18 protein-coding genes and 7 pseudogenes are annotated in these 23,898 nt (G+C 55.7%); 14 read left to right on the plus strand and 11 right to left on the minus strand.

The annotated features are described in order from the left end of the window. Nucleotides 1-280: 280 nt before the first annotated feature. Nucleotides 281-976, plus strand: a complete 696-nt coding sequence (locus tag ACEN9A_RS14605; RefSeq protein ID WP_258668486.1) for a pirin family protein — start codon at nt 281-283, stop codon at nt 974-976. 225 nt (nt 977-1,201) lie between these two features. Here ACEN9A_RS14605 and pgm read toward each other — a convergent pair whose 3' ends face one another. The 4 genes from pgm to ACEN9A_RS14625 form a co-directional block, all read right to left on the minus strand. Beyond that, a complete protein-coding gene (gene pgm / locus ACEN9A_RS14610) occupies nt 1,202-2,848 on the minus strand; it encodes a phosphoglucomutase (alpha-D-glucose-1,6-bisphosphate-dependent) (protein WP_019579023.1) in 1,647 nt (548 codons plus the stop codon). A gap of 110 nt (nt 2,849-2,958) precedes the next feature. Beyond that, nucleotides 2,959-4,359 carry an aminotransferase-like domain-containing protein gene (locus ACEN9A_RS14615; RefSeq protein WP_258668487.1) on the minus strand — a complete coding sequence of 467 codons (1,401 nt, stop codon included), beginning with the start codon at nt 4,357-4,359 and terminating at the stop codon, nt 2,959-2,961. 67 nt (nt 4,360-4,426) lie between these two features. Next, the gene (locus ACEN9A_RS14620; RefSeq protein ID WP_258668489.1) at nt 4,427-5,917 is read right to left on the minus strand and encodes a hypothetical protein; all 1,491 of its coding nucleotides are present in this window, start codon (nt 5,915-5,917) and stop codon (nt 4,427-4,429) included. 588 nt (nt 5,918-6,505) lie between these two features. Then, nucleotides 6,506-7,528 carry a zinc-dependent alcohol dehydrogenase family protein gene (locus tag ACEN9A_RS14625; RefSeq protein ID WP_019649900.1) on the minus strand — a complete coding sequence of 341 codons (1,023 nt, stop codon included), beginning with the start codon at nt 7,526-7,528 and terminating at the stop codon, nt 6,506-6,508. A 268-nt stretch (nt 7,529-7,796) separates the two neighbouring features. Between ACEN9A_RS14625 and ACEN9A_RS14630 the strand changes: the two genes are divergently transcribed. Both ACEN9A_RS14630 and ACEN9A_RS14635 read left to right on the plus strand, forming a co-directional pair. After that, nucleotides 7,797-8,711, plus strand: coding sequence for a LysR family transcriptional regulator (locus tag ACEN9A_RS14630; RefSeq protein WP_239077644.1), 915 nt, complete (start codon nt 7,797-7,799; stop codon nt 8,709-8,711). A 153-nt stretch (nt 8,712-8,864) separates the two neighbouring features. After that, a complete protein-coding gene (locus ACEN9A_RS14635; protein ID WP_413386337.1) occupies nt 8,865-10,133 on the plus strand; it encodes a tyrosine-type recombinase/integrase in 1,269 nt (422 codons plus the stop codon). Nucleotides 10,134-10,347: 214 nt separating this feature from the next. Here ACEN9A_RS14635 and ACEN9A_RS14640 read toward each other — a convergent pair. Beyond that, nucleotides 10,348-11,264, minus strand: a pseudogene (locus tag ACEN9A_RS14640) (AraC family transcriptional regulator). 164 nt (nt 11,265-11,428) lie between these two features. On the opposite strand from ACEN9A_RS14640, the gene ACEN9A_RS14645 reads away from it, so the two are divergent. The 4 genes and pseudogenes from ACEN9A_RS14645 to ACEN9A_RS14660 all read left to right on the plus strand — a co-directional run. Beyond that, complete coding sequence (locus ACEN9A_RS14645) at nt 11,429-12,478, plus strand: NAD(P)-dependent alcohol dehydrogenase (RefSeq protein ID WP_413386339.1); 1,050 nt, start codon at nt 11,429-11,431, stop codon at nt 12,476-12,478. A 53-nt stretch (nt 12,479-12,531) separates the two neighbouring features. After that, the gene (locus tag ACEN9A_RS14650) at nt 12,532-13,554 is read left to right on the plus strand and encodes an alpha/beta hydrolase (protein ID WP_413386341.1); all 1,023 of its coding nucleotides are present in this window, start codon (nt 12,532-12,534) and stop codon (nt 13,552-13,554) included. Nucleotides 13,555-13,638: 84 nt separating this feature from the next. After that, complete coding sequence (locus ACEN9A_RS14655; RefSeq protein WP_413386344.1) at nt 13,639-14,838, plus strand: MFS transporter; 1,200 nt, start codon at nt 13,639-13,641, stop codon at nt 14,836-14,838. Between the two features lie 219 nt (nt 14,839-15,057). Next, nucleotides 15,058-15,192 (plus strand): annotated as a pseudogene (locus tag ACEN9A_RS14660) (DUF4442 domain-containing protein); the annotation flags it as partial. Between the two features lie 247 nt (nt 15,193-15,439). Here ACEN9A_RS14660 and ACEN9A_RS14665 read toward each other — a convergent pair. After that, nucleotides 15,440-16,396: a LysR family transcriptional regulator gene (locus tag ACEN9A_RS14665; protein ID WP_413386346.1), complete on the minus strand. Its 957-nt coding sequence runs from the start codon at nt 16,394-16,396 to the stop codon at nt 15,440-15,442. A gap of 228 nt (nt 16,397-16,624) precedes the next feature. Here ACEN9A_RS14665 and ACEN9A_RS14670 point away from each other — a divergent pair, with 228 nt between their 5' ends. Then, nucleotides 16,625-17,365, plus strand: coding sequence for an AzlC family ABC transporter permease (locus tag ACEN9A_RS14670; RefSeq protein WP_413386348.1), 741 nt, complete (start codon nt 16,625-16,627; stop codon nt 17,363-17,365). Beyond that, nucleotides 17,362-17,688, plus strand: a complete 327-nt coding sequence (locus ACEN9A_RS14675; RefSeq protein WP_413386350.1) for an AzlD domain-containing protein — start codon at nt 17,362-17,364, stop codon at nt 17,686-17,688. Before ACEN9A_RS14670 ends, ACEN9A_RS14675 begins: the two co-directional genes overlap by 4 nt. A 276-nt stretch (nt 17,689-17,964) precedes the next feature. Here the strand turns inward: ACEN9A_RS14675 and ACEN9A_RS14680 are convergent. Beyond that, a pseudogene (locus tag ACEN9A_RS14680) lies at nt 17,965-18,522 on the minus strand (AraC family transcriptional regulator); the annotation flags it as partial. A 216-nt stretch (nt 18,523-18,738) separates the two neighbouring features. On the opposite strand from ACEN9A_RS14680, the pseudogene ACEN9A_RS14685 reads away from it, so the two are divergent. Continuing rightward, a pseudogene (locus tag ACEN9A_RS14685) lies at nt 18,739-18,951 on the plus strand (UTRA domain-containing protein); the annotation flags it as partial. Nucleotides 18,952-19,004: 53 nt separating this feature from the next. Next, nucleotides 19,005-19,175: pseudogene (locus tag ACEN9A_RS14690) on the plus strand (MFS transporter); the annotation flags it as partial. A 64-nt stretch (nt 19,176-19,239) separates the two neighbouring features. Here ACEN9A_RS14690 and ACEN9A_RS14695 read toward each other — a convergent pair. Then, nucleotides 19,240-20,178: a 2-hydroxyacid dehydrogenase gene (locus tag ACEN9A_RS14695; RefSeq protein WP_413386352.1), complete on the minus strand. Its 939-nt coding sequence runs from the start codon at nt 20,176-20,178 to the stop codon at nt 19,240-19,242. Between the two features lie 136 nt (nt 20,179-20,314). Then, nucleotides 20,315-21,304, minus strand: a complete 990-nt coding sequence (locus ACEN9A_RS14700) for an isopenicillin N synthase family dioxygenase (RefSeq protein WP_413386354.1) — start codon at nt 21,302-21,304, stop codon at nt 20,315-20,317. A gap of 466 nt (nt 21,305-21,770) precedes the next feature. On the opposite strand from ACEN9A_RS14700, the gene ACEN9A_RS14705 reads away from it, so the two are divergent. The 3 genes from ACEN9A_RS14705 to ACEN9A_RS14715 are packed head-to-tail and all read left to right on the plus strand — an operon-like array spanning nt 21,771 to nt 22,924. Then, nucleotides 21,771-21,926 (plus strand): SDR family NAD(P)-dependent oxidoreductase, encoded by a 156-nt coding sequence (locus tag ACEN9A_RS14705; RefSeq protein WP_232291327.1) that lies wholly within the window; start codon nt 21,771-21,773, stop codon nt 21,924-21,926. Continuing rightward, nucleotides 21,923-22,156, plus strand: coding sequence for an SDR family oxidoreductase (locus ACEN9A_RS14710; RefSeq protein WP_413386356.1), 234 nt, complete (start codon nt 21,923-21,925; stop codon nt 22,154-22,156). Before ACEN9A_RS14705 ends, ACEN9A_RS14710 begins: the two co-directional genes overlap by 4 nt. A gap of 12 nt (nt 22,157-22,168) precedes the next feature. Further along, nucleotides 22,169-22,924 (plus strand): SDR family NAD(P)-dependent oxidoreductase, encoded by a 756-nt coding sequence (locus ACEN9A_RS14715; protein ID WP_413386358.1) that lies wholly within the window; start codon nt 22,169-22,171, stop codon nt 22,922-22,924. A 102-nt stretch (nt 22,925-23,026) separates the two neighbouring features. Here the strand turns inward: ACEN9A_RS14715 and ACEN9A_RS14720 are convergent. After that, a pseudogene (locus ACEN9A_RS14720) lies at nt 23,027-23,373 on the minus strand (SDR family oxidoreductase); the annotation flags it as partial. A 53-nt stretch (nt 23,374-23,426) separates the two neighbouring features. Further along, nucleotides 23,427-23,729, minus strand: a pseudogene (locus ACEN9A_RS14725) (GlxA family transcriptional regulator); the annotation flags it as partial. Nucleotides 23,730-23,898: the final 169 nt, after the last annotated feature.

Here is a 23,898-nt window from a genome sequence, read left to right on the forward strand (position 1 = left end):
GCAGGCGGACTCCAGTGTGTGAGGCTGTCGAGGGCTATGGTGTCTGCATTTGCCGTTGAGTTCTAGTGAAATGCTTACAGGTCATTGGCTTATGCGATGAAGTGAAGGCTGGATGAGAAAAATTCGAGATTATTCGATATCAAATAATTCGATTGTATTGAGGCATTTTTTACGCTTTTTATCGATGGATGCCTGATGGATGATACTGACCATCAACCACCGGTTCTCGTTTGTGGCTCAGACGTTCTGCCCCATGACGAACCTTTTTCAGGAGACGATCATGCTTGAACTCAGACCTTTCAACTCCCTGGGCGGCGCGCACCATGGCTGGCTGGATGCTCATCACCACTTTTCGTTCGCCGAGTACTACGACCCCAAACGCATGAACTGGGGCAACCTGCGGGTATGGAACGATGACGTGATTGCCCCCGGCACCGGGTTCCCGCAACACCCGCACCGGGACATGGAAATCATCACCTACGTTCGTGAAGGCGCGATTACCCACCAGGACAACCTGGGCAACAAGGGCCGTACCGAAGCCGGTGATGTGCAGGTCATGAGCGCCGGCACCGGGATCGCCCACAGTGAGTACAATCTGGAAGCGACCGAGACCCGGATCTTTCAGATCTGGATCATCCCCAACGAAACCGGTCTGGCACCGTCGTGGGGCGCCAAGCCCTTCCCCAAAGGCCAGCGCGAAGGCTTCGTGACCCTGGCCAGTGGCAAGGCCGGCGACGATCAAAGCCTGCGGATTCGCGCCGATGCACGTCTGGTGGCGGCCAACCTGAAAGCCGGGGAAACGGCTGAATATCGTCTGGACAGTGGCCGTCGCGCTTATCTGGTGCCAGCGACAGGAGCGATTGAAGTCAATGGCTTGCGCGCACAAGCTCGAGACGGGGTCGCGGTTGCCGATGAGCAAGTGTTGCGCGTGACTGCGATCGAGGACAGTGAAATCGTCTTGGTAGATTTGGCTTGAGGTGGTAAATGCGCGGCAAAAAAAGGGGCGACCGTTGATGGTCGCCCCTTTTTACGTGTAGCCATTGTGATGAGGGATTTACCTGTGGCGAGGGGGCTTGCCCCCGTTGGGTTGCGAAGCAGCCCCAAAACCAGCAAGCGCGGTGCATCAGGTACACCGCATGCAATGGTTTACGACTGCTTCGCAGCCGAACGGGGGCAAGCCCCCACACCACAGGGCCCTCAATCACTTCGCAGAAATTGCGCCATCCACAAGCGTCTGAGCCTCGGCCACCAGTTGTTTCAGGTGGTCGTCACTGACAAAGCTTTCTGCGTAAATCTTGTAGATGTCCTCGGTGCCCGACGGCCGCGCCGCGAACCAGCCGTTCTCGGTCATGACTTTCAGACCGCCGATGGCCTGGTCGTTGCCCGGTGCATGACTGAGGATGCTCTGGATCGCTTCGCCCGCCAGTTGAGTCGAAGTGACCTGCTCCGGCGACAATTTGCTCAGCAGAGCTTTCTGTTCAGGGTTGGCCTTGGCGTCAACGCGTACCGAGAACGGCTCACCCAGTTCATCGGTCAACGCGCGATAGGCCTGGCTTGGATCACGGCCCGTGCGAGCGGTCATTTCAGCGGCCAGCAGCGCCGGAATCAAACCGTCCTTGTCGGTACTCCAGACACCGCCGTCCTTACGCAGGAACGACGCACCGGCACTTTCTTCACCGCCAAAACCCAGGGAGCCGTCGAACAGACCGTCGGCAAACCATTTGAAACCGACCGGCACTTCGTACAGACGACGGCCCAGACGTTTGGCGACGCGATCGATCAAGCCGCTGCTGACCACGGTTTTACCCACGGCCGCATCGGCGCGCCACTGTGGACGGTTCTGGAACAGGTAGTCGATCGACACCGCGAGGTAGTTGTTCGGCGCCAGCAAACCACCGGACGGGGTCACGATGCCATGGCGGTCGTGATCCGGGTCGCAGGCAAACGCCACGTCGAAACGCTCTTTCAGGCCGATCAGGCCTTGCATCGCGTGACTGGACGATGGGTCCATGCGGATCTGCCCGTCCCAGTCAACGGTCATGAAACGGAACGTTGCATCAACCTGTTTATTCACCACTTCCAGGTCCAGGCGGTAGTGCTCGGCAATTGCCGACCAGTAGCGCACCCCTGCTCCGCCCAGCGGATCGACACCCAGACGCAGCTTCGCATCGCGGATGGCGTCGAAGTCGATCACGTTGATCAGGTCAGCGACATAGGTGTTGAGGTAATCATGACGATGGGTAGTGCTGGCCTTCAGGGCCTGCTCGTAGCTGATGCGTTTGACGCCGGCGAGCTTGGCTGCCAGCAACTCGTTGGCCTTGGCTTCGATCCACTTGGTGATGTGGGTGTCGGCCGGGCCGCCGTTGGTTGGGTTGTACTTGTAGCCACCGCTTTGCGGCGGGTTGTGGGACGGCGTGATGACGATGCCGTCCGCCAGGCCTGAAGTGCGCCCACGGTTGTAGCAAAGAATCGCATGGGAAATGGCCGGCGTCGGAGTGTACTCATCGCCTTCGGCGATCATCACCGTCACACCGTTCGCTGCCAGCACTTCCAGGGCACTGGCACCGGCCGGCGTGGACAGCGCGTGGGTGTCGATCCCGACGAACAGCGGGCCATCGATGCCCTGGGCTTCGCGATACAGGCAGATCGCCTGGCTGATGGCCAGGACGTGCCATTCATTGAAACTCAAGTCGAACGAGCTACCTCGGTGTCCGGACGTGCCGAAGGCGACGCGCTGGGTAGAAATGGCTGCATCGGGCTGGCCGGTGTAATAGGCCGTTACCAGTCGCGGGATGTCGACCAACAGTTCTGCCGGTGCCGGTTTGCCCGCAAAAGGACTGAGTGTCATGCAAAACCTCTGAGAGAGAGTGGTTCGGGATAGGAACGCAGTTTACTGACAGTTTGGCTGTCGCGCGACGTTATCGAATGTCAGGTTCCGAGGAGCGCTGGCGCTTCGGCTCAATCGATCGATTCCAGACGCAAGGCATCCCCCAGCAGCCCCAATGCAACGACGAGCTCGTGGTCGCCACCGAACGTATGACTCAGGCGCAAGTGCTGCGTGTGCATGCCCTGCAGACTGAACAACTCCCCCGGTGCGATGACCACTTGCTGCTTGAGCAGTCTCTGGAACACTCGATGTACATTGACCTGGCGCAACGAGCGAATCCAGACCGTCGCGCCGCCCTGGGGCTCGACGAAATGCAGCGATTCCGGCAGACGCTCCTGGAGCAGCTGGGTCATCAGCACCATGCGCTCCTTGAGCAGTCGACGCAACACCAGCAGGTGTTGATCGATGCGTCCGTTGCTGTACAGCCGTGCAATGGCTTTCTGACGAATCAGCGACAAACGGAATGCCCGCAGCAGAAAGTGCCGTTGCAGTTCGGCACGCAGTTGTCGCGAGAGCAGGCAACCAAAGGGCGCCTCCGAGCCGATGATTTTCTCGAAAGTGGAAAACACGATCAGCCGATCAGGGTCCACCAGGTCACGAAACCGCAAGCCGCTCGGTTCGAATTCGAGCTCGCCGTAACAATCGTTTTCCAACACCCAACAGCCATGCCGTTCCAGCAGTTGCGCAGTGGACTGCCGGTTGTCGTCAGGCGCCACGCTCCCGCGCGGCATGTTCAGTCCCGATGAAAGCATCATCAGTCGCACCCGCCCGGTCTCGAGCTGCTCTCTCAGCTGTTCGAGATCCAGGCCACCACAGGCTTGCAGCGGCAGCTCGACAACCTGCACGTCTGCGTCCTGGAACAAGCGCAGAATCACCCAGTCGCACGGCGACTCGACCACCACCACCGAATCTTTGAGCTCAAGAACGGCGATCAATATTTCAAGTACGCCGCGCATATCTGCGCCGATATAGACATCATCGGCATGCCAGCAGCGTGTCGGTGAAGTGGTGTAGCGTGCCGCAAGCGCCGTGCGCAGTTCCAGCTCGCCGCAGGGTTGTGAAGACGGTTGCGGTTGGCGCGGATACTGGCGCAGCAATTCTCTCTCCAGCAACAACAACGGGCTGTCCAGGGGTTGTAACAACGCCGGTTCATCGGCGCTCAACACCAGCATGCCGGGGCGCCTGGCGTTGACATAGACTGTTTCGAGCAGGTCTTTGCCGCTGCCGGGCAGGCCGATAGAGGACACCGGCAGTGCGTAATAGCCTGACTTGGCAACCGAATAGATGCGTCCTTCCTTCTCCAGCAGCGAATAGGCGTATTGAATGGTCGAGATCGACACACTCAAACGATCCGCCAACTGTCGCAATGAGGGCAGGCGCACTCGCACGTCACTGCCCGGCTCATTGATCAGATTGTTCAGGTAGCGGTACACCGCCTGGTACGCGAAATCGGAATCTCGTGATCCTTTCATGGGTGATGACCGAACACGCTACGAACGTCATGACGCACTCTCGATGCATCCGCCAAACCAGGAACGCTCACTGGCCCATCGACCATTCGCCAGTCACTGCTGTTTCATTCCCGGAGTCCATGCCTTCGGCTTGCACGCCTGCGTCGCCGCTTTCCGTACCTGGCACCCTACCCTCGTCCCGAACCACCGGCCCCATGCGGTAAAGCGTACCGATCAGGCTGACCGACAACCCGCTGACATCAACCATCCACTGCAGAACCTGCTCGGGGGCCGGACCGCCCTGCATCGCCCGGTGCAATTCCGGCAGCGCCACCAGCATGCCGGGATGGCACTGACGAAGAAAATGCTCCAGGGCCGCGCCGTTATCGACAAACGGGGCGAACAGCAGGCACACCAGTTGCGCTTCACTCAAGCCGAGGTTCTTTTGTGCCTCGGCCGTCGCCAATCCGCGCTGATCGGCCATGGTCAGCGGATTGCCGAAGGTCCCCATTGCCTGCTCGCAAAAACGCTCGGGCAATTGTTTACGGCGCATCATCACCAACGTCCGCTGCAGGTATTCGCTGACCCCCTCTTCGTAGGTGCGACCGTGCACAAAGCGCGCTTGCAAGCCGCGAAGGTGCGCGGATATCGACAGGCTGACATAGTCGTTATCACTGAGTTGAGCCGTCAGTTCGTCAGGTTGAAACCCGAGGAAGTCAGTGAGCAGCGGCCAGCGCTCTTCCAGATTGCTGACCAGCATGTCGTGAATGTCGATGAAGGTCGTGCGACGGCAGGCCTCAAAATGCTCGGCAGGACGCCACGCAACCTGAGCAGCGTCGGGATAAAACTCGCGATAGCAGTCGCTGCCCAGTTCATCGAGCCGCGCGAACAATCCCTCGTAACCCGTTTCATGGCGGCTCGTCGGCGCAAGCCCGGCCTTGGCTGCGGCACGGTTCAAACCCTCGATAAACTGCGCCTGCCGACGGGGTGAATCGCTGCTGACCATGACATCGACGCCGTTGTCCCAGCGGGCAATTTGTCCATAAAAATCACCTGTGGCCAGGTACCCGTCGTCCCACAACTCAAGCGGCCCCTTCCAGGCGCGACGGTGCCCGACCATCAGCAGGTTGAGCCGATTCGACTCGCGGCCGGCTTCGGAGATTGGCGCCAAGTGATTGAACGGCAGGACCTCACGATTATCGACCATCAACATTTCGACCCGGGGATCGTCGAAGAGAAACAATGCACTGCTGCTGCGATGGATGTTTTCCAGTGCTGTCGAAGCCGTACCATTCAAGCGCAAAGTGGCCACTCGCAGCTGAAACGTCGCCGGTGCCCGTCCGGCGATACTCAGTTGCGCGGCGCGCAGCAGCGCCAGTGTGTAGCAGCTATCGCGGGACCCGGACTGGATCGCCAACACCTTGTAATCGCCGATACGCTCCATACCTCCAGCCGACACCACCAGGCGCTGAATCATCAGTTGCAATGCCGTGCGCTCGGCGCGAGAGAAAAAGCTCAGCAAGCGCTGCAGTACTTGTTGATAAACATAATTCATTGCCTGTTCATGGGTATGGGTCATCATTGTTTACCTGTTACTCATAAGTTCGACGCCACGCAAACAATTACATGCACTGCGCGACGGATTGCCTGTCATGAATGGGGTGGCGGGGTTGTTATCAAATGCTAGCACTTAAGCATTTTGTAATTATTTGAAATAGTTGCATGTCTCGAGAACCCCAAACAGGGCAAGACCGCCGCAACGCCCGGCAGGACGGGCGCTTTTCGGCCTCGTGCGATTTCCTAGGAAATTTCCGACAACATCCCACAGACGTGTAATACAAGAAATAAAGAAAGAAGTTGCCAATAAATGTATGACCGCCGAGCGGCGTCGAATTATTTGTTGAGCATGTATTGCCGATGCGCGTTGAAAAGTTTCAACCTGATACCCAGCCATGACTCTTTCCTTGAGATGAAATAATCATTCAATTATCAGGGCTTACATAATGATTAGAAGATACAGATCGAGAGCAAAAACCAGTTCAGTTGCTGAACCGCCCCACCGTGGGATCGATGGAATGTCTCATTTTGGAGGTTTTGACAGCGGAAAAGTCCGTGCTTGCACGGACCTTTCCAGAGGGGCTTATACAAAGAGGCTCGTACGAAGAGCTCAGGCAGGTTCGACCTCAAGGGCGACCCGTTCGCGGCATGGGCATTCGTCCATGTAGCGGTGTGCTTCGACAAACTGGGAAAACGGGAATACCCGAGTCTTGAGCGGCAGCAGCACATGGTCTGCGGTCAACTGGTTGATGTCGCGCAGGGCACGTTGCAGTGCGGCCTGATCCTGGAGGATGCCCAGCTCCGGCTTGCCGGTGAAGTTGCCGATGCAGTGCACGAAGAACTGAATGTTCTTCTGGAACGCAGCACAGGCCGGAAATGGCGTCTGGTTACCACCCTGCAGGCCATAGAGCACCAAGCTGCCGCGAGGCGCGAGCACATCGCCGAGCAGCGACATCTGCGGGCCACCCAGGCCATCGAAAACCACATCGACGCCACGGTTGTCGGTAATTTTGTTGATCCGCATCAGCAGATCTTCTTCTTCGGTGACGATGACTTTTTCGGCACCCAGCGACAGCAGGTATTCACGCTCATCCGCGGTTTTGGTCGCAGCGATTACTCGCACACCAAGGGCTTTGCCCAATTGCACGAACGACGGCCCGGCGCAGTGACTGGCGTCGGTCACCAGAGCGAATTGCCCGGGTTTGACGCGCGCCAGATCGGTGTAGCCAAAATAGGCGACCAATAGCGGCGTGTAATGCACGCTGGCTTCGACCGGACTGAGCACGTCCGGGTAGCGGGTCAGCGCCGTGCGCGGCAGAACGATCTGTTCGCCGTAGACCGGATAGTCGTTGGGGCTTTCGGCCGGGAAGCTGGCGACCTTGTCACCGATAGCGAGGTCATCGACTCCCTCACCGAGCGCCGTGACCACGCCGGCCATTTCATGACCCAGGCCTGAAGGCAGGCGAGCATGGGACGAGGCCAGGTTCTGGCGCCAGAGAATGTCGTACCAGCTGATGCCTATCGCCTCGACACGCACCTGCACTTCGCCCGGCGCAGGCAGAGCGGCCGCATGCTCTTCGCATTTGAGCACCTCGGCTGGACCAAACTTGTGAAAACGGATCGTGCGGGACATCGCAAACCTCGTCAAAGTAACCTCTAATGCCCTGAACTCTATCTGGGCTTTCTACCCAAGACCATCAGTGGCTATTAATAGTCGACATGCCTGTCATTGATTCCGCAGCGACGGCGACATCATCCAATGCCGTAAAAACCGAAGCAGCCTTTCAGGGAAAACTGAATTACCCTGTGCAGAGTACCAGCCTTTCCCCGTAAGATTCACGCCGGCCATTGTTCTCATATGGTCGCTCACGTCAAGTTTGCTGAATCTGCCAGGACCCCAGATGAATCGTAATGACCTGCGTCGTGTCGACCTGAACCTGTTGATCGTTTTCGAAACACTGATGCACGAGCGCAGTGTGACCCGCGCTGCGGAGAAATTGTTCCTCGGCCAGCCAGCCATCAGCGCGGCGCTCTCGCGCCTGCGCGGGCTGTTCGATGACCCGTTGTTCGTGCGCACCGGCCGCAGCATGGAACCTTCCGCCCGAGCGGTGGAAATCTTCGCCCTGCTCTCGCCGGCCCTGGATTCAATTTCCACCGCGGTCAGTCGCGCGGCGGAATTCGATCCGGCCACCAGCACCGCGGTGTTCCGCATCGGCCTGTCGGACGATGTCGAGTTCGCCTTGCTGCCGATGCTGCTCAAGCGGCTGCGCGCCGAGGCACCAGGCATCGTGCTGGTGGTGCGTCGGGCCAACTACATATTGATGCCGAACCTGTTGGCCTCGGGCGAAATTTCCATTGGCGTCAGCTACACCGCCGACCTGCCGGCCAACGCCAAGCGCAAAGTACTGCGCCGCAGCATGCCGAAACTGTTGCGAGCCGACACAGTGCCGGGGCCATTGAGCCTGGATGATTTCTGCGCCCGCCCCCACGCGCTGGTGTCGTTCGCGGGCGACCTGAGCGGCTTTATAGATGAAGAGCTGGAGAAACTGGGGCGCAAACGGCACGTGGTGCTGGCGGTACCGCAGTTCAACGGGTTGAGCACACTGATCAGCGGCACCGACATCGTGGCCACCGTCCCGGACTACACCGCCGAAGCGTTGACCGCCGCCGGTGGTGTTCGGGCGGAAGATCCACCGTTGCCGGTGCGCAGCTTTGAATTGCACATGGCCTGGCGCGGGTCGCAGGATAATGATCCGGGTGAGCGGTGGTTGAGGTCGCGGATTCAGATGTTCTTTGGGGACCCGGATAGCCTGTAATGGAATTCCACCAAAATCCATAAATCCGTTTAATAACAAGGCGTTATACATAGATTCAGTCCACTGCCGCCTGTCTAAATCCAATGGATTCCAGACCTTATGGGGGCATAATCGGGGGCAAATTTCGATTTTTAAAAAACGGTGCCCCCACCGATGCCCCCAGATAACGCCCCTGTTTTCAGACGAAAACTCAGCGATGCCTTCATCCGCTCGCTCACCCAACCCGGCAAACACGCCGACGGCGAAGTCCCTGGTCTCTACTTGGAGGTGAGGGCGTCGAGCAAGGCAGGAAAATCCCCTTCCAAGTTCTGGCGTTTAAAGTATCGGCTGCGCGGCAAGGAGAACCGTTTCTCGATAGGTGCTTACCCCGACATTGGGCTGAAGGAGGCGCGCGACATTGCCCGCGGTGCACGCCGTGACGTGGCTAACCACATCGCCCCGCTCAAGGCCAAGACCGCCAAGATCGAGGCACAGTTGCTCAATGAAGAGCGCACCTTCACGTACGTGGCCGAGCAATGGTTGGCATTCAAGTCTGCCGAACTGGTGGTCAAATCCATTGCGGGGTTTCGCGGGGCGCTGAACAACCACATCTTGCCTGCCATTGGCAAAAAGCCGATCAGCGAGATCAAGCTGGAGCACATCACCACTATTATCACCGAGCTGCGTCGCCAGCGCACCATGGCCATGGCCCGGCGTGTGCGCACCATCATCCGTGCAATCTTGGGCTTTGCCGAGGGACGCGGCTGGGTGGAGCGCAACGTGGCACTCAGCAACATCGAGGAGTTGAAGATCCGCCACGTCGTGACAAGTAATCCGGCAATCGAAAGGCCAGCCGACCTGGGCAGGTTTCTGCTGCGACTGAGTGACTGCAGCAACGGCAGTGTTGCCACCGCAATGCGCTTGCTGGTCATGTTGCCGGTCCGCCCCGGCGAATTGGTGCAGATGCGCTGGGAAGACGTCGACTTGGTGGGCGCCGACTGGCGTTATGTGGTGAGCAAGACCAAGCACCTGAACAAGAGCAAGCACGTCGTGCCGCTACCGGAGCAAGCCCTGGTCCTGTTGCGCGAGCTACATAAAACCCGCGTGGTGGATGACGAAGGCAAAGGTTGGGTGTTCGTCTCGCCGGTCTATCCGGGTCGCCCCATCAACCCAACGTCGATGCTCAAGTCTTTTCAGCGTATCTGGCCGGAGTACGACATCACTGCCCACGGCTTTCGCGCTACCTACCGGACGATTGCCCATGAACACTTAGGTATCGATCCAATCGTGCTCGAACTCTCATTATCCCACCGGATGCCAGGCGCTCTGGGGGCGGTGTACGCGCGCGCGCAACTGCTAGTGCAACGCCGGGAGGCGGCTCAGCAATGGGCGAACTACTTAGACCTGTTGCGGCAAAATGCAGAGCGAGTGACAACAGATTGACAATACGGCGAATACCATCAAGAGATTGGAGCGGGAAACGAGACTCGCATCTGGCGTCCGGCCCATTGAAATCTAAGGGGGTTCGTTTATTCCTGAAGCAGGAATGACTTAATTCTGGACTTGTTTTTCAGGGTGTATCAAGAGCAAGTCGACAGTTTCTCAACCAACAAGCGCTCTCTCCATTCAAATGCCACTCATGCGCGCATTTATGCCGCTACCCCTGCCCTCGCAACACCGCAATATCCCGCTTGGGGGGTATGCCAAACAACCGGCTGTATTCGCGACTGAACTGGGACGGGCTTTCATAGCCGACCTTGAAAGCCGCACTGGATACGTCCTGGTGTTCATTGAGCATCAATCGTCTCGCCTCGTTCAATCGCAGCCATTTCTGGTACTGCAAGGGGCTCATTGCGGTGAGTTGACGAAAGTGGTGGTGAAAGGTCGGTGTGCTCATCTGCACTCGGGCCGCCAGTTCCTCGACGCGAAGCGCCAAGGTGTAATTCAACTTCAGCCAATCGATAGCTTTGGCGATCCGGTAACCCTGGCCATCGACGGATGTGATTTGTCGTAGTCTGCCCGCCTGATCACTCTGCAAGAGGCGGTAGTGAATCTCTCGTTGGATCAAGGGTGCGAGAACAGGGATGGACTCCGGCTCATCGAGCAGTGCCAATAAGCGCTCGAATGACGCCAGCATTGGCAGGGTCACTGAACCAATCCCTACCCCTTTCGCAACTGATCGATCCCGGATTGGCGGCAGGTCACTTTGCGATATCAGCTCAGCCAGCATGCGCAGATCGAGTTTCAAAGTCTGCCCCAGGCATGGCTTTTCCGGGATTGCAGCAAGCACCTCTGAATTGGCTGGCAAGTCCAATGACGTGACCAGGAATCGCGACGTGTCATACGGATAACCTTCGCCGCCTACCCACAGTTGCTTCTCGCCCTGAGCGACAAGAATGACGCTCGGCTCGACCATGCAAACGACGGGGGAGAAGGATACTCACGCCGATAAAAGCCCAGGCCAGCAATCGAAGTCGCGCAGTCACCAGGCTTTGCGATTCGAGTACCAATGGTATGCGCAAGCGCTTCTTGGGGGGATGTGTATCCAGCTGCGGTTTCGTGTTTGATCGTCATGTTCGTCTTGTACCTCTTCGCTGAACTCTAACTCGCCAGCTGGCGACCGTCCTGCAAAAAGCCAAGACTCATAGGATCAGGCAAGTAATCAAACGGAATGCTCTACAGAGTCTCTGGGCAGATCCGGAAAATGATCATCCGACACCGCCATTCAGGACTTTCCCATGCATGTAAAAGCCTATGGTGCTCACGCGGGCGACAAACCGCTTGAGCCGTTGCAGATCAGCCGCCGTGCACCTGCTGCCCATGACGTACAGATCGATATCGCCTTTTGTGGTATCTGCCATTCGGATCTGCATCAAGTGCGTGCCGAGTGGGCAGGCACGCAATTCCCCTGCGTACCAGGGCATGAAATTGTTGGCCGCGTATCAGCAGTGGGTGCGCATGTTTCGGACTTCACCGTCGGTGATCTCGTCGGGGTCGGTTGCATCGTCGACAGCTGCAAACACTGTGATGACTGTGCCACGGGCCTGGAAAATTACTGCGACGACATGGTCGGCACCTACAACTTCCCGACCCTGGATTTACCCGGCTGGACACTCGGCGGCTACTCGCAAAACATCGTGGTGCATGAACGTTACGTACTGCGCATCCGCCATCCCGAAGACCAATTGGCTGCCGTTGCGCCGCTGTTGTGTGCGGGCATCACCACCTACTCCCCACTCCGTCAACGGAACGCCGGGCCGGGTAAGAAAGTTGGCGTAGTCGGCATCGGTGGCCTAGGTCACATGGGCATTAAGCTGGCCCACGCGATGGGCGCCCATGTAGTGGCGTTCACCACCTCGGAGTCCAAGCGCGAGGCGGCAAAGCAATTGGGTGCCGACGAGGTTGTCGTGTCGCGCAATGCCGAAGAAATGACCGCGCATGCCAAGAGCTTCGACTTCATTCTCAACACCGTCGCAGCCCCGCACGATCTCGATGCTTTCCTGGTGCTGCTCAAGCGCGATGGCGTGCTGACTCTCGTCGGTGCGCCCGCATCACCGCACCCGTCGCCTAACGTATTCAATCTGATCATGAAGCGCCGAACGATTGCCGGCTCGATGATCGGCGGCATTCCCGAGACCCAGGAGATGCTGGATTTCTGTGCCGAGCACGGCATCGTCGCCGACATCGAACTGGTTCGAGCCGATCAGATAAACGAGTCCTATGAGCGAATGCTCAAGGGCGACGTCAAATATCGCTTCGTGATCGACAACGCAACGCTGGCTGACTAAACGCCTGAGTCAAAAACTCCAGCGAACAACCATGCAATCGAAAGGAATGTCCGATGAAAGGAACTTTGCTAGCCCTGGGGCTGCTCGTTACCTCTTTTTCTTCAATAGGAGCCGATGTGTCGAACGGCGCAGACAATTTCTACAAAAGCGATAAAGTGACCGTTGAAAAGGTCACCTTCAAGAATCAATACGGCATGAACGTGGCGGGTAACCTGTTCACCGTGAAGGGCCTCGACCCCATAGCGAAAAATGCCGCCATCATCGTTGGCCATCCCATGGGGGCGGTGAAAGAGCAGAGTGCGAACCTGTACGCCACCAAAATGGCCGAGCAGGGCTTTGTCACGCTTTCGCTGGACTTGTCTTTCTGGGGCGCGAGCGAAGGCACACCTCGCCAAGCAGTCTCGCCAGATATCTACGCAGAAGACTTCAGCGCCGCCGTAGATTTCCTCGGAACACGACCATTTGTCGACCGTGAACGTATCGGTGTCATTGGCATCTGTGGCAGTGGGAGCTTCACTATTAGTGCAGCCAAAATTGATCCACGCCTGAAGGCAATCGCCACTGTCAGCATGTATGACATGGGGGCGGCCAACCGAAACGGACTCAAACACACAGTGACTCTCGAACAGCGCCAGCAGATCATTCGAGAAGCGTCCGAACAACGCTATGCGGAATACCGAGGTGGCGAAATCCGCTACACCAGCGGCACGCCCCTCAAACTGACCGGCAATAAAATAGGAGACGAGTTCTTCGACTTCTATCGCACCCCTCGAGGTGAGGTCACTCCGGCAGGCGCAACGCCGCAGACTACAACCATGCCGACGCTGACCAGCAATGTGAAGTTCATGAACTTCTATCCGTTCAATGACATCGAGACCATCTCTCCGCGTCCATTGCTGATCATTGCTGGTGCCCAAGCCCACTCACGCGAGTTCAGTGAGGATGCGTACCAGCGGGCTGCCGAGCCTAAAGAGCTGCTCATTATTCCAGATGCCGGACACGTGGATCTTTATGACCGGGTCAGCCTCATTCCATTCGCCAAGTTGACCACGTTCTTCAAAAGCAACCTGAAGTAGCCCGGTTGGTGCCAGCCGGGCATCAATTCTCTCGTAGCCTCGCCCTCAGGGCTACGATGCTTCGAGCAATACAGGATTCAAGCAATGACTGATCACCTACTCCCTGCAACCCATAAATCATGGGGTGCAGTATTCGCCATGTCGCTCGCCGCCTTCGTGCTCGTGGCATCTGAGTTCATGCCCGTCAGCCTGCTGACACCGATCGCCGCAGATTTGCATATCACCGAAGGGCAAGCCGGTCAGGGAATTTCCGTCTCTGGGCTGTTTGCCTTGTTCACCAGCCTGCTTATACCGCTGGTAGCGACGCGGGTTGACCGTAAGCCGTTGCTTCTTTCTCTGACACTGATGATGATCCTCTCTGGAACAGTGGTCGCGTTCGCCCCGAACTACTCGGTCTTCATGGTCGGACGTGCACTGATCGGAGTGGCAATCGGCGGATTCTGGTCATTATCGGCGGCGACGGCCATGCGTCTGGTACCTGATGACCAGGTCACTCGGGCCATGGCAATCGTCAACAGCGGCAACGCTTTGGCGACAGTGATCGCAGCGCCATTGGGTAGTTTTCTCGGTGCCTTGATTGGCTGGCGCGGTGCATTCTTGTGCGTGATCCCTGTCGCGATAGTCGCCGGTGTCTGGCTGTCGTTAAGTCTTCCAGCGATGAAATCGCACAGCGGCTCAGGCACAGGAAACGTCTTTAGGCTGATGAAAAGCATGCCCGTCGCTTTAGGCATGGTGGCGGTCAGCGTCTTTTTCATGGGCCAATTCATGCTGTTTACTTATTTGCGCCCGTTTCTTGAAACGGTAACGCACGTCAGTGTGTCCATTCTGTCGCTGATGTTGCTCGTCCTGGGTCTGGCGGGCCTCGCGGGAACCTTCCTGATTGAAGCATTCTTGAAAAACGGCCTGCATCGAACCCTCATCGTTATCCCAATATTGATGGCGGTGATTGCACTGGCGCTAGTTTCATTCGGTAGCTCAGCGGCCACCACGACCGTCTTGCTTGGCCTATGGGGACTGGTTGCGACTGCAGCGCCCGTAGGATGGTGGACATGGCTGGCCAGAACGCTACCAAACGCAGCTGAAGCAGGAGGCGGCTTAATGGTGGCGATCATCCAACTGGCCATTGCATCTGGGGCAACCGTTGGCGGGCTGGTTTTCGACTCGAGCGGCTATCAAGCGACCTTCGAATTGAGCGCAACTTTGCTAGGCGTGGCAGCCGTTCTTGCCCTCCTGGCTGCACGCGCAGCATCGCGGGAACCTGTTGCATCGGTAAGCATTGCTTAAAGTAACCGTAAGACACGCCAGGGCATGTCTTACGGTTTCAGTGGAGAAAAAGCTCGGAAATTGGACATAACTGTAAGCGTGCGCTGTCGATGATTTGGCCTCCACACGGAGTAAGGCTGTAGCCTGCAAGGAACTGTGCATCCTTGCAGGCAAGGAACAGCACGACCGACGCAACATCCTCTTCGGGTGATCCTCAACGGTTAAGTGCGTTAGTGGGTGATTCGCGCAGTCGCCGATGGCACTGGCATTGACTGGGAATCCGGTGGCGACAAGTTCGTACCGGTTGATATCTTCGACGAGGGTGGCGTGAAAGTTTTCGCTGCCAAAATCACGATGAATGTAAAAATCGCCTAGGCCTTTTTGAGTGGCTCGGCGTTTGCCGAGCCACATCGTTCGGCTTGCGGATATGGCGAATCCCCGCTTCTGATCGGCAGCTCAGAGTCTACAGACATTCGACATGGACGAACCATTGGAACGATTCTGTGAGTGCTGCAGCGCGGATCAGCTGAGTTTGTCGAAAACGTTCGCGGTGCTTTGGACGTAATCAGTACGAACGAAAAACTCATCTGGTTGACGCCTCTTATCCGCGCAGCTCGCGGCTCTATGTTTTGAATTGAGTGATTAGCCAGTCCTTGAAGTCTCGACAAGCAGGATCATCTTCCTTCTTCTCATTGATCATCAGGTACTGCACTGACTCCCTGAGCGCCAGCTCCTCGGTTACAGGACGAACCAGATGCCCCTGCTTGACCAAATGTCGGACTAGATGATCCCACCCTAGAGCGAGCCCTTGATCATCCAACGCCATTTGTATGAGAAGGCTGTAATCATTGCTGCTGAAGTAGTGCGGACTTTGCGCTGCCGGTATCTGTAGATCGTGGGATTGAAAAGCGAACCATACGTTCCAGTCGACCTGCTCCGACAGTTGTGAACGGCCATAAGGGTTCAAGTCCAGTAGAGTGTTACGTCGCATGCCTTCAAGCGTCCGTATTTCAGGATGAGCCTCAAGAAAACGAGGTGTGCACACGGGATAGACAACCTCATGAAACAGCGGTACGCGTAGATAACCGGGGCGAAGATCTATCGTCTTGGTAACAAAGATGTCTGGATTGATACCAGGCTCCATGACCAGAAAATGCTGGGTTGTGATGACGTTCAGGTCGACATCAGGATTGGTACTGAAAAAGTCTTTCAGTTTGTGCGATAGCCAAAGCGCTGATAAAGCCGGGGAGCAGCACAACGTGAGGGAGCGCTTGTCGCTTTTTTCTCTGCGAATTCGTTCAGTCACTTGAAAAATATTGAGTAGCGATAGCTGTGCAGCATCGAACAAAGTTGTCCCCGAGGAGGTCAACTTGACCTCTCTCCCGGTACGAATGAACAACTCTGTACCCAGATAAGTTTCCAGCTCGCGAATCTGGCGACTTATTGCTGCCTGGGTGACGCACAATGCTTCTGCCGCCCGGGTGAAATTCCGATATTTGGCGGCGGCAACGAATGACCTCATGGCCTTGAACGACGGCATTTTCATTAGTGCCTGATCAGGCTGGGAGTTTCTTGCCATAACAAAAAGTACCTGTTTTCTGGAAAAAAAAGTCGGTTCTGCCCATCGTCTTCCGGCGCCTACACTCTACTCCACGAAGCCCTACGCAGCCCCAGTCAACCGAAAGTCCGGCACAGCTGACGTCAGATCCAGATTGGTGTGACAACCTGAATCCTCCCCATTTCCAGTCCTGGAACAGGCAACGTGCCGTTGGCCATACCAGCTGCCCAGAAACAATAAGGAAACCAAATGCAGTACCGAACTGGAATGGAAGCTTTTATGCACGGCGTTCGAACGCTCATTCCATTGACTCCTGGAGTGATTCCATTCGGGCTGATTACCGGTGTGATGGCTATCGAAATGGGAATGTCGCCTGGTATGACGATGGGTATGACGCTGCTGTTTTATTCTGGATCTGCTCAAATGGTTGCACTCCAGCTGCTACATAATGGCGTCTTGCCGGTGGCGATAGCGGTCACAGCCTTGATCATTAACTTGCGCTTCATCATGTACAGCGCTTCGTTAGCCCCTCACCTGCACCACTTGCCCCGTCGCTGGACATGGCCTATGTCCTACCTGATTTCTGATCAATCTTTCGCACTTTGCAGCCTAAAGTTTTCGTCGGGTGAATTAGGTCGATTCGCACATCATTTTTATGCCGGTACTGCTGTTGCCATGTGGCTAGCTTGGCAGCTATCGGTATTAGCTGGGGTCGTTTTGGGTGCAAGCATTCCTGAGTCGTGGTCATTGAGCTTTGCCATCCCCCTGTCGTTTTTAGCGCTCCTCGTCCCCAACCTACGTGGAGCGGCGAGCTTAGGGGCCGCAGTGGTCGGCGGGTTGATCGCCGTATTGGCTGTCAAGATGCCCTACAACCTTGGATTAGTAATGGCTTCCATAGGTGGCGTTGTTGCTGGGTTACTGATCGAGAACACTCGTAAAAACCCGTTGAGCAGTATGTGTACTGACGATATCGAGAGGGAGACGCGATGAGTGATCTGGCTTTGTGGGGGATGTTTCTGGTGATAGGTGTGGGAACGTTTGTTATGCGTCTTTCTTTTGTTGAACTCTATGGTCGGTGGCGAATCCCCAAACTACTGAGTCGAGCCCTGCTCTATGTGCCGGCAAGTGTGCTGGCGGCATTGGCACTCCCCGCCGTGGTGTATCCCAACGGTCACAGTGAATTCGTGCTCGGTAATCCTCAGATACCTGCCGCTATTGTTGCTGCCTGGGTAGCGTGGAAGACTCGAAATACTATCCTGACACTGGCGGTGGGAATGGCAGTGCTATGGTCTTTCAAGCTGGTAGGATCATAAAAGCGGCTTTTGGAAATGTGCCCATCAGTTAGCTTATGACTAACGTTGATGCTATAGCTTGCCCTTCTCGGGTAAGCCGATCGATTACGCCCTCCTTTTTGCTCCTTACGACACGACAACCCATCAGTGCAGCTATGTATTTATGCCATGAACGGAGTTGATCCTTTAAGAAGGACGCACCTCGAGAGTACGGATATCGTTGCATCTACAACAAGCAGAACTACCGCAGATTTGTCATAACAACGCCCCCAAAAACGGCGCACCTCTGGGCGCTCATAGTTCCTCGACGCGAAGCGCCAAGGTGTAATTCAACTTCAGCCAATCGATGGCTTTGGCGATCCGATAACCCTGACCATCGACGGATGTGATTTGTCGTAGTCTGCCCGCCTGATCACTCTGCGAGAGACGGTAGTGAATCTCGCGTTGGATCAAGGGTGCGAGAACAGGGATGGACTCCGGCTCATCGAGCAGTGCCAATAAGCGCTCGAATGACGCCAGCATTGCCAGGGTCACTGAACCAATCCCTACCCCTTTCGCAACTGATCGATCCCGGATTGGCGGCAGGTCACTTTGCGATATCAGCTCAGCCAGCATGCGCAGATCGAGTTTCAAAGTCAGCCCCAGGCATGGCTTTTCCGGGCTTGCAGCAAGCACCTCTGAATTGGCTGACAAGTCCAATGACGTGACCAGGAATCGCGACGTGTCATACGGATAACCTTCGCCGCCTACCCACAGTTGCTTCTCGCCCTGAGCGACAAGAATGATGCTCGGTTCGACCATACAAACGACGGGGGAAGAAGGATGCTCACGCCGATAAAAGCCCAGGCCAGCAATCGAACCCGACGGCTACAGAACACAATGAAGTGTTTGGTAAAATATTGTGAATCGATGTGCACAACTACTTCGCAATCGACACGAGGTATTGGGCAGCACCGGAGACAGCCCCTCAGAAGGCTCATGGGCAAAAAGTCTGCGAGCACGTCGACTCTCCACCAGGAACGTTCGATGAAACTACTTGCCGCTACTACCTTCACGACCCGCCTCTTCTCCGCCGTTGTGGGCGCCGATCAGGCGCAACCACGCCCTGATCCAAAGCCATCATCGGACGTGCTGGAAGTCAAACGTGGCGCGGCGCTGTTGGTGATGGAACGCACCTCCTACTTCGCCGACGGCCGCTGCTGCGACCGCACGACGTTTTTTATCCGTCCCGAACGTTTCGCCTTTGTTCTTAGCGGTGTATTCAAATCCACAAGCGGTCGGTAGATCGGCCACTTACCGAAAGCGCTCATCGTAACCTCACGGGCGACCCGTCATAGGTGAGCTTGCCTACTGCATCGGGCGCAACGGTTGGCGGGTTAGTCTTTGACTCGATCGGGTATCAAGCGACATTCGAGTTGAGCGCTGCATTGCCCGGTGTGGCGGCTGTGCTTGCCTTTCTGGCTGCACGCGCTGCCTCGCGGGAGCCTGTTGCATCGATGAGCATCTCTGAAAAACCACAAGACACGCCAAGGCGTGTCTTGTGGTTCGCGTGGAGCAGATGCTTCCCTGGATTCAATAGCCCTTCGAGCGATCGACTACATTCACTAAAGGCTTTCGCTCTTTTTCTCTGGCGAGATTCTCGACTATCACTGCCACAGCGCCCGATATCTGTACATCGCTCGCAACATGAGGTGTCAATAATATGCGCGGATGTTTCCAGACAGGGCTACCTTGCGAGGGAGGCTCTTGTACCAATACATCCAATACAGCACCTCCCAAACGGCCTACATCCAACGCTTCAAGCAGATCCCGCTCTATCACGTGGGCACCACGTCCTACGTTAATGAGTCCAGCACCGCGAGGAAGACAAGCAAGCCTTGCAGCATTGAGTATCCCGTCTGTGTCAGGAGTTAGTGGAAGCATGTTTACCAAGATATCGCATTGCCCTAAAAACTCATCAAGCTGATCTCGACCGACGTAACAGCTTCCGCCAGGTACATCCTTCAAAGAACGATTCCAGCCACTGAGCTGAAATCCCAATGGTTGAAGGCGATCAAGCGCAGCTCGTCCGAGAGTGCCAACCCCCATGACACCGACACGCCGCTGTGAAGCGCGGACGATGGGTCGAGGATGCCAGCGGCCACTGCGCTGATCCTCTTGATAAGTGAGGATGTCTCGATGCAAGGCAATCACACCAAACAGAACATACTCGGCCATGATGTCAGCCATCGAGCTATCTACCAGTCGAACTAGCGACACGTGTCCAGGCAAGCAGGCCAAATCGAACTGATCAACCCCAGCCCCGGCAGCGTAGATGACTCGAAGATTGCTAAACTGCTCCGCAAAGTTGGTGAGAGGCTCCCAAGTCAAGATGTAGTGCACCTCTGCCGGGTTGCCGATATCAGGCCATTGGCGGAACTCAAGTTCAGGGGTGAGTGTTGATAGGCTATCCCGCCATTTCTCCGCGTCGGCGGGGTCTGCCATGTACAGGAGGCACATTGAAAACTCCATATTAAAGCTTCTAGCATGAGGCGCTTTATGTGGAGCCTCATGCTTTCGCGCACATGCATCTGAAACGGCCCGAGTTCAAAGTCACAATGAGACTCAACGATATCTTAACCAGGCACATGCGTAGTCAGAAGAGCGCTCATACTTTCTCGATTTCTTTCAGATGCGCGTAGCTATCAACGAATCGCTTAAATTTGTGGTTACCACATGTGTATGCTTCATATTTCGCGGGTGAAGTCTCACTCACGCAGGTTGGCACAGGTTCAACAACCGCATCGAAATCCAGATCAATGAAGAAAGGTATAGAATAACGCTCCAGCCCGCTGGTGTTGATGACGCGATGCATTGTCGAAGTGTAGCGATCATTGGTGAGAGTTTGAACTAAATCACCAATATTGACGATAAATGTGCCTTCAACGGGTGGCGCAGTAACCCACTCCCCTGCACGATTCCTGACTTGCAAACCGCCAACTGCATCCTGGGACAGGACAGTCAAGAAACCGTAGTCTGTGTGAGCCCCAATACCAATTTCCTCTTGGGAAACCCTTCCGATCTGGGGCGGGTAACGCAAAATTCGCTGAATTGTGATCGGTTTACGCTGAAGATGTTCAAAGTAATCTTGTGGCATACCCAGACTCAGCGCGATCCCGCCGATGAGCGTTCTGGCGAGCTTCAATACAGCGGAATGATAAGCGTCGGCAACCTTCTCGAATTGCGGCAGTACAGCCGGCATTTGATTAGGGCCAAAAAATGGAGAAACCTCATCGTAATGAGCTCCGTAATCAAAACACTCTTTAAAATCGCGGGTATTGGCGGGATCTACGTTTTCCGCATACATGGGTATATAGCCGCGTAGCGTACGCCCGGAATTGACGACATTAAGTCTATTTTTCTCTTCGTATGGGAGTTTAAAAAAAGCCTTGCTCAGCGCATACATCTCATCTATCAATTGCTGATCGATACCATGGTCTTTAATGTAAAAAAACCCCACCTTTTCGCATGCGTCACCTATTTGGCTAGCCACCTGCAGCGGATTTTCACCATTTAGAAGTTTGGAAATATCTATGATTGGAATTTCAGTAAATGCTGTTTGCTTGCTAGCTAGACGAATATCAGATGACTCTCTCACGGATGCTCTCCTCTTCCAAATATCAATAAGACAGAAGATTCAGAAAGCACCACCGCGCCCCTTTAATCTTACTGAACCACTCTACTCAACAGCGCGTTCGCATGCGACGACACAAAGGGATAAAGACAATTTGCAGGCCATTCGCGTCGATACCTGGACGTCACCTTCACGCCAACTTTTACGTTCGGGTCGATGGCGCGCTTTACCGCTACGAGCACTTTCATAAATCCCTCAAGGACTCATGGATCGATGCATTGGACTACCGACGCGAATGAGCCAGATCAGCCCCTGTTTTAAAGGATGTTAATCCTGGTTTTTTGGAGATGCAAGCAAAATGTACACCTATGTCACATTAATTGACCAACATGAACATTGGACGTACCGTTATGTCAACACCAATCCCGATGTTCTGCTCCAGGAGCACAACACATGTCCGGCGATCCCTCGCTGCAACCCCATACCACACATGAAAAACCGACCAGGCGCTGCGATCGTCAATACATCATCCGTTTGGGGTATTTATCCTGGCTCCGCCCACGTGGTGTATTGCACCAACAATGGGGCCGTTGCGGTTTTGACCAAGAATTTGGGCCGCGATTGTGCCCTCTGGGAATCCGTGTGAATGCCGTCTGCCCGCACGAAATCATTACCCCCAGGATACGCAGCGGATTTGAACGTCGAGGCCCGGATCCGGACAAGGCAGTGCAAGAGCTGAACAAGAACGTGCCACTAGGCCGTATCGCCGAGTCCGAAGATATCGCGGATGTGATCGCGTTTCTGGGACCCGACGAGGCGAAGTACATCGTTGGTGAAACAGTAGAAGTCACAGGCGTCAAGCCGATATCAGGCTAAAGAGAGAAAGCAATGCTTAACGGCAAAAATGTAGTGGTTACCGGGGGCGGCAGAGGTATTGGCCGGGGTATTACCGAACAACTGCTTGAGGTGGGGGCATCGGTGTTGATTGCTCAGCGCCAGGCACTGGACGCCGAGTTGCAAAATCACCCCCGAGTCTATTTCATCGAGGCAGATCTCGCCTCGATGGCGTCACCTGGTTTGATCGCGCAAGTAGCGCAGGAGCAGCTCGGCGGAGTCGATGTCCTAGTCAACAATGCCGGATTCATGTTCGAAAAATCCCTTGATGACATGACCGAGGAAGATTGGGATCGCATGATGGCTGTCAATCTGCGTGCGCCAGCATTCTTGTGCAGGGTATTGGTGCCACAGATGCGTCAGCGGGGCGGTGGCAGCATCATCAACATTGGATCGATCGAAGGAATAGGTTCTAACCCTGAACATGCCGCATATTGTGCCTCCAAAGCGGGCCTCCATGGATTAACCAGGGCCTTGGCGGTCGATCTGGGACGGGACAGCATTCGCTGCAACGCCATCGCTCCTGGGTGGATCAATTCTGAGCTAAGTGATGCGTATCTCGCCAACCAAGCTGATCCACATGCGGCGCGTCAGGCCCTCCTGCGACTTCACCCGGTTGGACGCACCGGAATGCCGGCGGACATAGGAAGGACAGTGGTTTTTCTGGCCTCAGAATCATCGGCCTTTATCACCGGGCAAGTGCTTGTGGTGGACGGAGGTCGCACGGCAAAACTGCAATTGCCATTTTGATCGAATCAGCCTGATTTGCAACGGAGGGCGCCACTCACCCACCTCCGGTGCAGATTGCGCCACACTCTCGCCCGTTGGAAATTTTTTGCGGCGGGCAACGCTTTAACACTTGGGCGCTTTGTTCTCTATCAGGTAATTGCCACCATCGACCACCAGCAACTCACCGGTGATGTGACTGGACTCAGGTGAGGTACGGAAAGTAACGGCATCAGCCACTTCCTCCTGGCGACCTGCCATGCCAACCGGGACATACTTCGCTGCATTCATATCCTCTGGAGTGCTTGCCCCAGTGGCAATCCAGCTAGGTGCGACAGAGCTCACAGTGATTCGATATCGCGCGACATCAAGAGCCAGCTCATGTTCATATCCACCATTCCGGCTTTAGCCGCCGCAAAAGCCGCCTCTCCCGGATTACCGGCTCGAGTGCCAGTCGTGGAGCTGACATTGACGAAACCTTACACTTCAAAACCCTGCGCAGGGTTCACGCTTTCACCTTAATCGCAAGTGCTGCGACTTCCAAAAGCGCATCCGGTCGAATCACTAGGCCGAGGTCGCTGGTGACCTCTCCTCCCTGCAACCCAAAAGTTCGTGAGGAAAACAACGTGGGCCGTAAAAGGTTCGCGGTGACAATCGTATCGAGCGCTTGCGTAAATGCAGGCAACGAGAAGTGCTCGAGCAGTAAAAATCCTACCCGAGCATGAGGGGGCGGCTTACTCAGAGTCTCTTCCAGATAGCGCAGGTTTTTACCTTTCATGCACCCACTGAAATCTCTCCGTTCGATCACATACGCCTCGCTTCTGTGCATTAACAAACGCAGCCTTTGTGCAAACCACGATTGAATCTGCGCATCGCAGACTCAACCGCTGACGCCGTGACCAAACTGTTTATGCGAGCTGGAACCCGCGTGCTTGAAGGTCTTCAGCCTCTGTTATTAGTGACTTGTTAAATGGCCTTTATAGGAAACGCCGACAATT

Source organism: Pseudomonas sp. Pseusp18 (assembly GCF_059506005.1).